The organism is Burkholderia sp. Leaf177 (assembly GCF_001424345.1).
Lineage (GTDB): Bacteria > Pseudomonadota > Gammaproteobacteria > Burkholderiales > Burkholderiaceae > Caballeronia.
In genome coordinates this window covers 163,152-176,519 of sequence record NZ_LMPF01000026.1, presented here as the reverse complement: position 1 = coordinate 176,519, position 13,368 = coordinate 163,152, and the positions used below count along the sequence as shown (strand labels likewise).

The 13,368-nt window shown below is 59.3% G+C and carries 14 protein-coding genes; 8 read left to right on the top strand and 6 right to left on the bottom strand.

What is annotated here, in order from left to right:
• Nucleotides 1–130: 130 nt before the first annotated feature.
• Nucleotides 131–1,018: a LysR family transcriptional regulator gene (locus tag ASG35_RS29950; protein ID WP_056366577.1), complete on the bottom strand. Its 888-nt coding sequence runs from the start codon at nucleotides 1,016–1,018 to the stop codon at nucleotides 131–133.
• 166 nt (nucleotides 1,019–1,184) lie between these two features.
• On the opposite strand from ASG35_RS29950, the gene ASG35_RS29945 reads away from it, so the two are divergent.
• The 4 genes from ASG35_RS29945 (at nucleotide 1,185) to ASG35_RS29930 (ending at nucleotide 4,380) form a co-directional block, all read left to right on the top strand.
• The gene (locus ASG35_RS29945) at nucleotides 1,185–1,931 is read left to right on the top strand and encodes an SDR family NAD(P)-dependent oxidoreductase (protein WP_056366958.1); all 747 of its coding nucleotides are present in this window, start codon (nucleotides 1,185–1,187) and stop codon (nucleotides 1,929–1,931) included.
• Between the two features lie 98 nt (nucleotides 1,932–2,029).
• Nucleotides 2,030–3,019, top strand: a complete 990-nt coding sequence (locus ASG35_RS29940) for a zinc-dependent alcohol dehydrogenase family protein (protein ID WP_056366574.1) — start codon at nucleotides 2,030–2,032, stop codon at nucleotides 3,017–3,019.
• A gap of 25 nt (nucleotides 3,020–3,044) precedes the next feature.
• A complete protein-coding gene (locus ASG35_RS29935; protein ID WP_056366571.1) occupies nucleotides 3,045–3,794 on the top strand; it encodes an SDR family NAD(P)-dependent oxidoreductase in 750 nt (249 codons plus the stop codon).
• A 139-nt stretch (nucleotides 3,795–3,933) separates the two neighbouring features.
• Complete coding sequence (locus tag ASG35_RS29930; protein ID WP_056366567.1) at nucleotides 3,934–4,380, top strand: SRPBCC family protein; 447 nt, start codon at nucleotides 3,934–3,936, stop codon at nucleotides 4,378–4,380.
• A 71-nt stretch (nucleotides 4,381–4,451) separates the two neighbouring features.
• Here ASG35_RS29930 and ASG35_RS29925 read toward each other — a convergent pair whose 3' ends face one another.
• Nucleotides 4,452–5,165 carry a dienelactone hydrolase family protein gene (locus ASG35_RS29925; RefSeq protein WP_056366564.1) on the bottom strand — a complete coding sequence of 238 codons (714 nt, stop codon included), beginning with the start codon at nucleotides 5,163–5,165 and terminating at the stop codon, nucleotides 4,452–4,454.
• A gap of 246 nt (nucleotides 5,166–5,411) precedes the next feature.
• Between ASG35_RS29925 and ASG35_RS29920 the strand changes: the two genes are divergently transcribed.
• The gene (locus ASG35_RS29920; RefSeq protein ID WP_056366561.1) at nucleotides 5,412–6,134 is read left to right on the top strand and encodes an ABC transporter substrate-binding protein; all 723 of its coding nucleotides are present in this window, start codon (nucleotides 5,412–5,414) and stop codon (nucleotides 6,132–6,134) included.
• 89 nt (nucleotides 6,135–6,223) lie between these two features.
• A complete protein-coding gene (locus ASG35_RS29915) occupies nucleotides 6,224–6,853 on the top strand; it encodes an ABC transporter ATP-binding protein (protein WP_056366557.1) in 630 nt (209 codons plus the stop codon).
• A 5-nt stretch (nucleotides 6,854–6,858) separates the two neighbouring features.
• On the opposite strand, the gene ASG35_RS29910 is transcribed toward ASG35_RS29915, so the two are convergent.
• Nucleotides 6,859–7,413, bottom strand: coding sequence for a TetR/AcrR family transcriptional regulator (locus tag ASG35_RS29910; protein ID WP_235527784.1), 555 nt, complete (start codon nucleotides 7,411–7,413; stop codon nucleotides 6,859–6,861).
• A 244-nt stretch (nucleotides 7,414–7,657) separates the two neighbouring features.
• Here ASG35_RS29910 and ASG35_RS29905 point away from each other — a divergent pair, with 244 nt between their 5' ends.
• Nucleotides 7,658–7,948: a hypothetical protein gene (locus tag ASG35_RS29905; RefSeq protein ID WP_082508700.1), complete on the top strand. Its 291-nt coding sequence runs from the start codon at nucleotides 7,658–7,660 to the stop codon at nucleotides 7,946–7,948.
• Between the two features lie 71 nt (nucleotides 7,949–8,019).
• Here ASG35_RS29905 and ASG35_RS29900 read toward each other — a convergent pair whose 3' ends face one another.
• Both ASG35_RS29900 and ASG35_RS29895 read right to left on the bottom strand, forming a co-directional pair.
• Nucleotides 8,020–9,522, bottom strand: coding sequence for a Dyp-type peroxidase (locus ASG35_RS29900; RefSeq protein WP_056366954.1), 1,503 nt, complete (start codon nucleotides 9,520–9,522; stop codon nucleotides 8,020–8,022).
• Between the two features lie 157 nt (nucleotides 9,523–9,679).
• A complete protein-coding gene (locus tag ASG35_RS29895) occupies nucleotides 9,680–10,537 on the bottom strand; it encodes a DUF4148 domain-containing protein (protein WP_162244449.1) in 858 nt (285 codons plus the stop codon).
• A 411-nt stretch (nucleotides 10,538–10,948) separates the two neighbouring features.
• On the opposite strand from ASG35_RS29895, the gene ASG35_RS29890 reads away from it, so the two are divergent.
• Nucleotides 10,949–12,331: a tetratricopeptide repeat protein gene (locus tag ASG35_RS29890; RefSeq protein ID WP_056366547.1), complete on the top strand. Its 1,383-nt coding sequence runs from the start codon at nucleotides 10,949–10,951 to the stop codon at nucleotides 12,329–12,331.
• Between the two features lie 21 nt (nucleotides 12,332–12,352).
• Here the strand turns inward: ASG35_RS29890 and ASG35_RS29885 are convergent, their stop codons facing one another.
• A complete protein-coding gene (locus ASG35_RS29885; RefSeq protein WP_056366546.1) occupies nucleotides 12,353–13,258 on the bottom strand; it encodes a DUF72 domain-containing protein in 906 nt (301 codons plus the stop codon).
• Between the last annotated feature and the right edge of the window lie 110 nt (nucleotides 13,259–13,368).

Genomic DNA, 13,368 nt, shown 5'->3' with positions numbered 1-13,368 from the left:
GATGGTCGATTAATCCAGCCATTCTTCGTTGCTTTCCTATTGATTATATTACTTATTCCCGTCTTTCACCGTGGTCGCGGGCGGTGCCGGACGGTTTCCAGAAGTGCGGCCGGCTTCATTCTTTCAGCGCTCAAACCCCGGGCGCAATCAGTTCCTGCGCTCTCGCCAGAAACATCTTCAGCACCGGCGATGCGTTCGACTTGCTGTAGCCGATCACGAGATCCACCGTCGGCGCATCGCCTTCCAGCGGCCGGCTGACGACCGACCACGGCAGCAGGTTGTTTGCGTACTCCGGCATCAGCGCAAGCCCTCGTGTGGACGCCACGAGCGACATGGCCATGGCGAGGTTGTCCACGCCGTGCTCGGGCTTGATGTCGAGGTTGTTTTCCTGCAAATACCGCACGATGACATCGTGGAGAACAGTCGCCTTGTTCGTTGCCAGAATGAACGTTTCGCCGATGAAATCCACCGGCCGTATGGCCGAGCGCGCCGTAAGCGGATGATCGCTCGGCATCAGCGTGACCAGCTTTTCACGGCTGACCACGCGATAGTCCAGATCGAAACCCGGTTCCGCCCGCAGGAACGCCAGGTCGAGCTTGCCGCGCGCGAGGGCATCGGCGAGATCGGGTGAATAGTGGCTCGACACGGTGACATCGATATTCGGCAACTCGTCGCGCAGAACCTGCATGGCGCGTGGCAGCCAGGTCATTTCCTGTCCGGTCAGGAAGCCGAGCGCGAAAACCTGCCTAGCCGGGCGCGCCGCGCGGCGCGCGGCTTCCATGGCGGCATCGACTTGCGACAAAGCTAGCCGGGCGTGGTCCAGAAACGCCTTTCCCGCCGCGGTGAGCTCAACGCCGCGCGCACTTCGGCTGAAGAGTTCCGCGCCGACTTCGTCTTCGAGGTCCCGAATCTGACGGCTAAGCGATGGCTGCGACGTATGCAGGCGCTTTTCGGCCGCGACCGTCAGGCTGCCTGTTTCGGCGACTGCTATGAAATACCGTAAATGTCGAAGCTCCATATGCCCTCTCTCTGATTGAGTCATGCTTTTCAGGCATGCCCGCCAGCCTACAAAGTCTTTTTACTTTGTGCAAGCAAAGCCTAGATTACCCATCAGGCCGCGACGCAGCGACCTCTCGCCGCTGACAAGCGCCATGCCTCACATCTATATCGGAGAAAAAAACATCATGAGCAATCTCAGTGGAAAGACGGCGCTTGTAACCGGCGCTTCACGCGGCATTGGACGCGCGGTCGCACTCGCGCTCGCCAAGGAAGGCGCGCAAGTGCTGGTGCATTACAGCCGCGGCGAAAAGGAAGCAGATGCCGTCGTTGCGGACATTCGCGCGGCCGGCGGCAATGCGCAGAAAGTTGGCGCGAACCTGCGCAATGCCGACGGTCCGCATGCGCTCGCGAAAGAAGTGCGCGCGGTCGTGGGACATCGGCTGGATATTCTGGTGGCGAATGCGGGCGTCTCGAAGGCGGCGAGTATCGAAGAAACCACTGTCGAGGACTTCGACGACCTCTTCGCCGTGAACGTCCGCGCGCCCTACTTTCTCGTTCAGCAGTTGCTGCCTGTCATGTGCAAAGGCAGCAGCGTGGTGCTGTTGTCATCGCTTGCGGCGCATGCAGTGGTGGGCAAGCTGTCCGCGTATGCATCGACGAAAGGCGCAGTCGATACCCTCGTCAGGCATTTCGCGTCGGCTTTGGGCGAGCGCGGCATTCGTGTGAACGCGGTTGCGCCGGGCGTGGTCGCCACCGAAATGTCGAGCTTCACCAAGACCGAAGAAGGCCGCAACGCCGCGACCGGCATGCAGGCGCTCAAGCGCGTCGCGCAGCCTGACGACATTGCCAGCGCGGTCGCGTTTCTCGCCTCCGATGCCGCGCGCTGGGTGACCGGCGAAACGCTGCACGTGGACGGCGGCTCGAAGCTCTGATCCGACCTGATTTTTAGCGGGCTCGTTCAAGCAGCATTCCGCTTATTTTCGTACTGTAGAAGCCGCACGGCTTCATCCATTTAATCTGGAGAAATCTCATGTCACGCACAATCAAGTTTGCACAGGCTGGTGGTCCCGACGTGCTCGAATTCATCGATACCGATGTCCCCGCGCCCGGCCCCGACGAAGTCCGCATCAACGTAAAAGCGATCGGCCTCAATCGTGCGGAATCGATGTGGCGCCTCGACGCGTATATCGAGCCGGTCAAGTTTCCGGCGGGTCTCGGCTATGAAGCGGCCGGCGTTGTGGACGCGGTCGGCAGCAACGTCACGGGTTTCGCGCCCGGCGACAAGGTGAACGTGATTCCATCGTTTTCCATGAACCAGTATTTCACCTATGGCGAGACGATCATCGCGCCGGATTACGCGGTCGTGAAGCATCCGGAATCGCTTTCGTTCGGCGAGGCGGCATCGGTCTGGATGATGTTCGTCACGGCGTACGGCGCGCTGGTCGAGGACGCGAAGGTGACCCAGGGCGACTTCGTGATCGTGCCCGCAGCCTCGAGCAGCGTAGGGCTCGCGGCGATCCAGATTGCCAACTATGCGGGCGCGACATCCATTGCGCTCACACGTACCGCCGAGAAAAAACAGCAATTGCTCGATGCAGGCGCCGCGTACGTGATCGTCACCGACGAAACCAGCCTGGTCGATGAAATCATGCGCATCACGGATGGCAAAGGCGCGCGCGTTGCCTTCGATCCCGTTGGCGGTCCGAACTTCGCGAAGCTGATATCGGCGTTGTCGTTCGGCGGTATCGCTTATATCTACGGCGCGCTCAGCGAGGACGTCACGCCGCTGCCCGTGCTCGAGATGATCGCGAAGGTGCTGACAGTGAAGGCGCACAACATCTGGCTGACGAGCGGCGATGAAACCCGCAGGAAGGCGGCCGTGGACTATGTGCTGAAGGGCTTTGAGAGCGGCGCGCTGAAGCCGGTTATCGACCGTACTTTCACGTTCGATGAAATGGTCGATGCGCATCGGTATCTGGAAACCAATGGCCAGTTCGGGAAGATCGTGGTGACGGTTTGAAACCGAGCCCTTCGAGGAGAAGCAAATGTTCAGCAATCCTGTTGTACTCATCACGGGCGCGTTGAGCGGCATTGGCCGCGCGGCCGCCTTCGCGTTCGCGCGTGACAAAGCACGCGTCGTGGTCTCGGGGCGCCGGGCCAAAGAAGGCCGGACGCTTGCTGCGGAACTCATCGCGCTCGGTGCAGAAGCGCTGTTCATACAGGCTGATGTCCGCGATGAAGAGGACGTGCGGAAGCTCGTGAATGGCACAGTCGAACGTTTCGGACGGCTGGATATAGCCGTGAATTCTGCCGGTTCGGAAGGTGAGTCGGCGCCGGTGGTGGAGCAGACGCTGGAACGCTACGCGGCCGTCTTCGATACCAACGTGCTCGGCACCTTGCTCGCCATGAAACACGAACTCCGAGCGATGTCGGCGCAGGGCGGCGGCAGTATCGTGAATATCTCTTCCACGATGGGCGCGCGCGGCGCCGCGAACGCATCGCTGTATGCGGCAAGCAAGCACGCGGTCGAAGGTCTCACCAAATCGGCGGCGCTCGAAGCGGCGGCGTTCGGCGTGCGCGTCAACGCGGTTGCGCCTGGTCCGGTGGAAACCGCCATGCTCGACCGCCTCACCGTGAACGCGGAACGCAAGGCTGCTTTTCTCGCCGCCGTACCGCTCAAGCGGGCAGGAACGCCGGATGAAATTGCGGACGCCATCCTGTTTGTATCGTCGGATAAAGCGAGTTTCATGACCGGCGAAGTCTTGCGCGTCAATGGCGGCCGAACTGCTTCATGAGGTTGGGCTTTTCATATTCGTGCCCGGGTAAAATTCGTCGGCGCCTACGGGTCTTCCCTCGTCTCGACATGTGTCGAAACCAGCGATGCCGGATCGTCGTAGAAGTATGTCCAACTCATTAGTGAAAGGTGAACACATCATGGCTACTGGAACCGTCAACCTCCATCGCGTCTTGCGCGCCACACCTGAACGCGTTTATAGAGCGTTCCTCGAAGCCGATGCGCTCGCCAAGTGGCTGCCGCCCTACGGCTTCACATGCCAGGTCCACCACTTGGATGCACGCGTTGGTGGCACGTTCAAGATGTCGTTCCGTAATTTCAGCTCCGGCAACAGCCATTCGTTCGGCGGCGAATACGTCGAACTCGTGCCGTTCGAGAAGATTCGCTATTGGGACAAATTCGACGACGCCAACCTGCCCGGCCAGATGGACGTCACCATTTCGTTGCGGCAGGTTTCGTGCGGGACCGAGGTAAGCATCGTGCAGGCAGGCATACCGGAAGTCATTCCCGAGGAAATGTGCTACCTCGGCTGGCAGGAATCGCTTCTTCAACTCGCAAAGCTGGTCGAGCCTGAAATTCCGGGCTGACCAAGTGGGTCAGCAGCTTGGCTTGGGATCATTTCAGGTAGCCCACGCGAGCGACCTGAAAGAACGCGCTTTTACTTCTGCGCCCATATCGTTTTGCCGAAGAACGTCAGCGTACGATCCCACGCCATTTGCGCCCAGACAGGGTCGTACTGAGTCCGCGAAATACGTCCGGGCCCAACCGCCGTTTCATTGGCGAACGCGTGATGCGCGAGGTATCGATGAAACTCGACATCGACATTCGCATCGCCAAGCAGCTTTTCAAGCTGGTCCACCGTTTCGCCCGGGAAGAACTCGTCCTGCGTCGCCCAATGCCCGAGCACCGGAACCTTGATCTTCGATGCATCGATGTACTCCAGTGGCGGAAATCCGTACCACACCACGCCCGCCGATACCTCCGGAATATTGCTGAGCGCAAGCAGCGTCAACGCGCCGCCCATGCAATAGCCGGTCACGGCCACGCGCGCGGATTGTGTCTTCAGATATTGCACGGCGCCGCGAATGTCCTGGCCGGCGGCATCGCCGAAATCGAGTTCGGTCAGCAAGTGATTCGCCTCCGCCTCTTCAACCGTGGTCTTGCCGCGAAACAGATCCGGCACGAGCGTTATGTACCCGGCCCGCGCGTAACGGTCGGCAACACCGCGAATCTGGTCGTTCAAGCCCCACCATTCCTGGATCACGACAATCGCCGGCGCGCCTTCGAGCTTTTCCGGCTTCGCGAGATAACCCTGGATTTCCTGCCCGTCGGGGCGCTTAAAGCTGATCATTGATCCTGGCGTCTGTTTCATGATTGGTCCTCGGTCGGTGGAACGGTGAACGGGTGAACGGGTGAACGGGTGAACGGGTGAACGGGAACCGGTAGCATAGCGCCGGCATTCGAAGATTGCGTGAACGGACACCCACGGTTTTATCCGCGCAATATTGCATTTCCTATATAAAGTGCAATCTCGCGGCAACAACGTAAGGATGAGATTCTGCTTGAGGCAGGAGCGAGACCTTACCAATAGCCGCAATATCATCGAGCCTTGACGACCATGACAATCGACGCTTTTACTCCAGCCGGACGCCTGCGTGCATCCATCAACCTAGGCAATCCGATCCTTGCCAATATGGATCCATCGACGGGAAAACCATTCGGTGTATCGATTGATCTCGCCCACGAATTTGCTCGGCGGCTCGGCGTGGAACTCGAACTGATCGTGTTCGATACCGCCGGCAAGTCCGTCGAAGCCGTCGCCGGTGAGCGCGCGGATTTCGGCTTTTTTGCCATCGACCCGGTGCGCGGCGCGAGCATCGCGTTCACGGCGCCGTATGTGCTGATCGAGGGGTTTTATCTCGTGCGCGATGCTTCGCCAATTCGCTCGAACGCCGACGTGGATCAGGCCGCCAATCGCGTCGTGGTCGGCAAAGGCAGCGCGTACGACCTGTTTCTCACGCGCGAATTGAAGGCCGCGCAGATCGTGCGCGCGCCGTCATCGCCGGCGGTGGTGCAGACGTTCATCGACCAGAATCTCGAGGTCGCTGCCGGCGTGAAGCAGCAACTTCAGGCCGATGCCGCGAAGACATCCGGCCTGCGTTTGCTCGATGAACGTTTCATGGTGATTCAGCAAGCCATGGGCACGCCGAAAAGTCGTGGCGAGGACGCTGCCAGGTTTTTGGCGTCATTCGTGGAAGAGATGAAGGCGTCCGGATTTGTCGCCGATGCGCTCAAGCGGCACGGGATTGCCGGGGCTTCGGTGGCGCCGGCGAGCGTGTGAGAGATAAATAGTCCCTGCACCCGGTTCACAATCGCTTCGCTAACCTCGCGCAGCATTCCATAACTCTTCGCGATTACAAACACCAACCCATGCTTCGATTCGAGAACCTTGGCAAACGCTACGCCGACCGCGTCATTTTCGAAGGACTGAACTATCGTGCGGGCGCAGGATGCATCACGCTAAACGATGAAAGCGGCAGCGGCAAGACCACGCTGCTCGGCATTCTTGCCGGATCGATCCCAGCCGATCAAGGCGACGTGTGGATCAACGGGCACTTACTGCGCAGCGGGCCGAAGGTGAAGTCTGCGGTCGCGTACATACCGGATGACTGCCTGCCGGGTTCCATGCAAACCGGGCGCGCGTATTTGGAACAAGTGGCATTGGAAAGGGACACGACCGTGAGCCGTGACGCGCTCGAGCTTGCCGATCGTTTTGGACTGACGCCGCATCTGGAAAAGCGCTTCGAGCAAATGTCGTTTGGAACACGCAAGAAGATCTGCCTGACGGCCGCCGCCATTGGCGGTGCGAAGGTAATCATCGCGGATGAGCCGGTCGCAGGTTTGGACGCTGCCGCGCGCGGCGTTCTGGTCGAGTTGTTCACCGAGCTCGCAAAAACGCGCCTGGTGTTGTTCTCGAGTTACGACGCCGCCTTTACGCAAGCATGCAACGCGCAAACAATCACGTTTGCCGATCTCGCGCGCAACGCGTCACAGCCATGAAACCGTCACCCGGCCGGTTTTTCCTGCACCGGTAACGTGGCGAGAAAGGCATCGATGGCTGAATTCAGCTTCGCCCGTCCCGCGCCGTCGTGAGCGTGGACCGCGAGCCCGGTGAAGAGAACCGCGCATAGCGTGGACAAGCCGTCGATATCCGCCGATACCGCAAACTCACCGTCATCGACGGCCATCGCCATCCGCTTCCTGATCAGGTCGAGGATCTGCTTCTGGCGTTTGTGCAATAGCGTGCGAAGACTTTTCTGGTCAGCACTGACGTTCATTGCGCCGAGCATCACCATGCAGCCGCGTGGTTGCGGACCGCGCGTGAACATCTCGACACTGCGCTTGAGCATGGCGCCGAGCGCATCGCGAATGTTGCGCGGTCCAGACAATGCGCGCTGGGTCGCGTCTCCCTCGAGCGCACCGTAAAGGTCGAGCGCCTCGCGAAACAGATCTTCCTTGCTGCCGAACGCGGCGTAAAGACTCGGCGAATTGATGTTCATCGCCGTGGTCAGGTCGCTGATTGCGCAGCCGTCGAAACCCTTCAGCCAGAACGTGTCCATCGCACGCGTAAGCGCGATTTGCCGGTCAAATGCCCGAGGTCTGCCTCGCCCTTTCGAAACTGCCGCATCCACTGAATCATTCATCATATTTCTCCGCGTCTCCCGATCCGTCACGATCGTGATTTCTATTTTGTAACGACCATAACAAAAAACTGGACACGGGTCAATTTTGACGCTTTAATATTCTGTATCGATCGACACATATTCAAGGCACACGCCTTTTCCGAACGAAATGGAGCTCGAAATGAAACCTGTAATTCGCGGCTTGATTGCTGCAGCTTTGGTCGTGGCATCGTCCGCCGTCGTTGCACAGACAGCTGCCGATACCGCTCAGATGGACGCCGTGGCTTCAGCGAAAAACTTCGCTGTATTTGTCGACACGCCGACAGGCTTCACGTTCGTGAAGCTGCCGGGCGGCTGGAAGTTCGCGGGCAAGGTCGGCCCGAACGACGTGAGGCATTTGCCTTCAACTGTCTTGACGTCCGTCGTCCCCGATGAACCCGTGCAAATGGCGGATGGCCAGACGGGCAAGTGAGGCGGCTATGTAGCGTTGCCATGCGCCAACCCGAACATCGGCTGGCGCATCGCTGCGGAAGCGCCGCTTCCTTATAAGGATTTGATTGCGCTGATGCTTGGCGCAAAGAAGTACGCTCCGCCTTCCAGATGGACAAAGCTCCGGAGATCGACCGTCTGTTTGTCGGCAATATTTTTTGATGCAGGGACCGCGCCGAGAAACGGATTTGTCGGATTCGGCGATTGGCCGATGATCGGATCGATACCACTTTCAGGCTGGACGAAGTTCTGGTTGTTGCACCACGTCTTCTGCACGAACTCGAACTGGTCTTCAATCGATGTGACGTAGCACTTGAAAAGGAGGCCACGTTTTTTATCGTCCGATGAGTGTCCGCTCAACGCTTCCTGTTCCGTCAACTCGGGACCAAATGCAATGCCCCGGCGCAACATGCGGTGCGTTTGCGTAAAGGCTTCGGCTTTATCGGATTCGGTATCGGTTGGCGTCGTATTGCCAAGGACGTCGTCTCGCGGATAAGCCTTCCTGATATGCGCGGCGAATGGACACTTCAAGCCGGTTCGATCATCGCCAAATTCGAATGCGTTGGTGACGGCGGTATCTTCGGCAAAATCCAGATCGTCCGCGGTCGGAGCATTGATCAATGGCGCGCCGCTTTTCCAGCGTCCGACCAGTTGCGCTCCAAACAGATTCGGGCTCGACGGATTTCCCGCGGTATTGATGCTCGCGGAAGCAGCTTTGACAGAGTGGTTGAATTCCGGAACCAGCTGCGCAAGCCGGCGAAAAACGAGGAACGCCCCGTTGTTCATGAACGGAGCCGGAGGCACCGCGTCCGGACCTTTTTCGGTGAACGAAGCAGCGTTCGGGTTTTGACTCGCGTAGCCGAACACGAACTCGCCGGGCCAGAGAAGGTCTTGCCCTTGCTGGCCTTGCGAGTCTTCGGCGCCGGGCAGAGTCGGCGTCAACGGCGTATTTGCCGCGACAATTCCTCTTACGCCGGGCTGGGACACGCCATCGGCGTAACCGAAATGTTCGTGGCCGTTGGTCGGTGCAGGCCGGACCTGACCGACTTCGGTATGAAGCAGTTTCCAACCGTTATCGCTTGCGGGCGAAAGGCGCAACGACACCACGTCCACCACTTCCTCATGCGTCGCCCCCGTGACGATGAACACGCCATGCAACGCGCCCGATGGACGCAGGATGCGCCATTGCGCCGACGGCACATCGTTCAACGCTTGCTGGCTTTTATCCATGCCATTTGCAAACGCCTGGACGCTGGTCGTATCGAAGTTCGTGGCGCCCAGTTCGCTCAGGCCTTCGAACGTAAACGCGAGATTCAGGCCGGGCGCCGGAAACAGCCGCGAACTGCCTTCGGCTTTTTTCTTGTCGACGAAAGCGCGCTGTGCCAGGCATTCCTGCGCGCTGGTAAGCGATAAGGTCTGCAGAAAGTTTCGAAACCGCTGCTTGTCGACGATCTGAAAAAACATCAGGTGTTCGTGCTGTTTTAACAGGCCGACGAGAATATCTCCCTGGATGTCATCGACTGCAAGTTGCGGCTCTAAGGTCAGATCACGTGCCATCGTCATCTCCATGCGCCTCGGCGCTTTGCTCACCACATGAACCGGGTTGCAGACCGCAATCGAGCTTTGCGATACAACCGGTTCGTCCTGCGTGGTAAACGAATGGAAACTGACGGTTTTGAAAGTTGGGATTACCCGGTTTTCTTGCTGCCGGGTTTTATCGATTCAACGTCGATGGCGAGGGTTTCGAAATAGTCGCGACACCCGGGCCGGCCGGATCGGGATTGCCGAAGCGCGGCAGGCTGCCGTCCGTGCGAGCGCGTTCGAGTTCCGCGCGGACTTGCTCGCGAGTCTTGGGTCCCGTCGACGATTCAACCACAGGCGCAGGCGCGGGCCGCACTGTCTGTTGCACGATCACCGGCGAAGACTCGACCACGGGCGCGGGTGCATGCACGACTTCGGGGACGGCATCGACTATTGCGGGCTTTGGTTTCTCGATTACTTCGGGAGTTGAAGTAACCGTTTCAGGCGGCGTATTCGTGACCGTGTTCTCCGCGGCACGGGATTGTGCTTCGCGTGCGTGAAGCGGCGCGCGATGAACAGGTTCGCGTTTTTGCGCAGCCCTTTCAACCGTGCGGCTGGCCCGAGGTATCGCACCGGATTCGGTTCGCTGCGACGCCACCACGCCTTTTCCCGATGTCGTCGGCGCAGCACTTTGCGCGACGCGTGCATCCAGATCGTGCTGGAGCGCAATGGCTTGCGGGTTGTTCATGTCGAGCGTGCGAGCGGCTCGAAGCAGCACTTCTGCCGATGCGAGATCGTTGCGCTGCAAGCTGTCGCGAACCGCCTGAAGAATCCGCGCGGGAGATTCGTCGGTGCGCATTTCCGCCGATACCGCCCCGGACGCCGGCACGCTGTCAGGCATGGCGCTGACAGAGCCGGCGTCGTCGTAGCCATCGCTTGCAGAGTGATTGTGATGAAGCGCGCTTTGCATGAGTCTCGGCAGGTATGAAGTAACCGCGAGCGCTGCAACGAAGATACCTGCAAAGACCAGCCGCTTGGGATGAGTAACCATGGTGTATGCCCTGTTATGCGCGAACATCCGCGTCCGCCAGACCGCAGCAATGCACGGTCCCAGGAATGGCTGGCAGAGGCGATGTCGGTCCGGACCGTAAAAGGCCGGCGCCCTGCCGCGAGCAACCTAATCGAGTAACTACGCGCTCGGGCGGCGTATGGATGCGCCAACATCCAGTGACTTTCGGACAACGATGGTATGAACATTGGCAATCGAACGGCGCAGCTTCCCGCGTTCCTTTATTCGATTTGCGAATTACCTTCGGCGTGAATGTACTTTGTGAAACTGCGAGCCTCTCGCAAAAGGCGGACGCGTGCCTGTTACCCTATCCTTTGCGCGGTCAAGCATCCGGAAACAGCAACGTTTAGTCCGTGCCCGGCCGATAAAAGCAACGACGTTTCAGGTGACCACATGGCGTACGACGCACAAGGACTGTTGATCTCCACGAGTACCGGTGACCGGGCAAGCGATGCATACCACTTCGTCATCGATGGATACACCCACTACAAAGCCGATCTCGGCGCGCGTCTTGCAACGCTGCTGGCACAAGATCCCGGGTTCGCGATGGCGCATGTCCTGAGCGGCTACTTCGCGATGATGCCGCTCAACGCATCGCAGCTTGGCACCGCCCGGCAGGCGCTTGCACGAGCACGACAGTACGCAGTCCACGCAACGCATCGTGAGCGTTCGCATGTCGCTGCGCTCGCGTACTGGATAGACGGCGACCTCGACCGCGCGCTGCTGGTATGGGAGGACATTCTCGCCGACCATCCGCGTGATCTGCTTGCCTTGCGTGTTCATCACAACACCGCGTTCTGGTACGGGCTTCCACAGCGCATGCTTCATCAAGTCACGAAGGTCATGCCGCACTGGAGCGATCAGCTTCCCGGCAACTCCACGATGCTGGCCTGCAGCGCGTTTGCAAACGAGGAATGCGGTCAATACGATGCCGCCGAAAAAGCCGGCTGGGCGGCGATCGAGTCCGAGCCGGAAAATCTCTGGGCAACCCATGCGCTGACCCACGTGATGGAAATGCAGGGGCGTCGCGACGAAGGTATCGAATTTCTCGATGGACTCGAGCCGCACTGGGACGCGGCGAACAATTTCAAGCATCACCTCTGGTGGCATCGTGCAATGTTTCATCTTGAACGGCGCGAATTCGACCAGGTCCTCGATCTCTACGACCAGCGTTTTCGCAACCTCTCTTCGCCGTTGCTGCAAGCAGTTCCTGACTTGTATAACGACGTGCTGAACGCCACGTCCATGCTGTCGCGACTTCAGCTTCATGGTGTAGCTGCAGGCGACCGATGGGAAGAGCTGGCGGATCTCGGCGAGGCGCGCATAGGCGACACGCTCGCGGCCCTGACGCTCCCGCACTGGATGATGGCGCTGGCCGGTGCAGAGCGCTGGCAAGCAGCGGAACGATTGCTCGATGAGATCGCCGACGCAATACCAACGCAGCGCGGCGAGCGGCAATCGATCCTGAAAGAAGCCGCGTTGCCGGTAAGCCGGGCCGTGTTGCTTCACGCGCGGCGCGATTATTCGGCGAGTGTCGATGCAATGCTTCCGGCGCTGCCTAACATGCAGCGGCTCGGCGGCAGTCACGCCCAGCGCGATGTCTTCGAGCAGTTGTTTATTGACGCCGCCATGAAGTCAGATCAGCACACTCTCGTTCGACATCATCTGGACCGGGCGCTTGCCACACATCCTGTGGCGCCGGTGCATCGCATTGGTTACGCCGCGGCGGCACGGCGCGTTGGCGGTTCTGCGCCGGAGCGCATGGTCCGGTCGTAGCCGGGAACATTGGCGGGCGGTTTACGCCTGGTCCAGAAACCCCATCAGTTTCAACGCATTGCGCTGGCCCTGGTCTTCGTAATTGGTATTGAAAATCACGTGGGTCATATCGACGGCTTTCGAGATTTCGATGATCTGGCTAGCGAGGGGATCGAGTTCCTCGTCGTTGTATTCGTAATTGAATCTCGACGACGAAGCCACCGCGCCCTTGATATTCCACGTCTCGTGATTGCGCCCGTGCAGACGGATCAGCGCCAGCCCGGGATGCGTGGTTTCCCAGATGGCCGGAATGCTGTTGGTCGATCCTTGCGGTTCGTCGACCACCACATTCACCAGCCCGCGCTCGCGTTCCATGGCGAGCGTGGAGTCGCGACGTTTTTCGTCGAACCACGTCTGGTTGCGAAATTCGACCGCCATGAGGCAGCCGTCCATGGCGCTCATGACGTCCGCGCAATGCTCGACGTGCCGCATGCCGTGCGGATTGCAGATCACCCACGGCGCGAACTGGAAATGCACCGCGCCGAGCTTGCCGGAAGCACGCAACGGTTCGATAGCTTCGAAATACCGGCACCACAATTCCTGCTGCAATTCCCCCGATAAATCCTTGTAGTACAAGCTCGTCTTGCCGTTCTGCGGCAAGTGCGGCTGCATGTCCGCCGGAAACATGTCGCGCGCCGTCTGGTGCCCCGTGAACAAGCGGAACGCCTTGATATTGAACACAAATCCGGGCGGCGTTCGCTCCGTCCACAACACGGAATTGGTCGCGTTCGGCATGGCGTAATAACTCGAATCCACTTCCACGATGGGAAAAATGGACGCGTAATGCCGCAAACGCGCCTCCGCGCTGGAACACCCCGGCGGATAAAAGCGCTTGCACTTGATGAGCGTGGGATCTGTCCACGAAGCCGTTCCGACCAGAATGCTCACCGCATCTACTCCCGCAATTATTGGCGATGGTTTCCTGCCCGACGTTTAAAAAGGGGCAGTTCCCGCCGGATCAAATTCAAGTAAAGTACTGTACATCCATACAGTTAAAT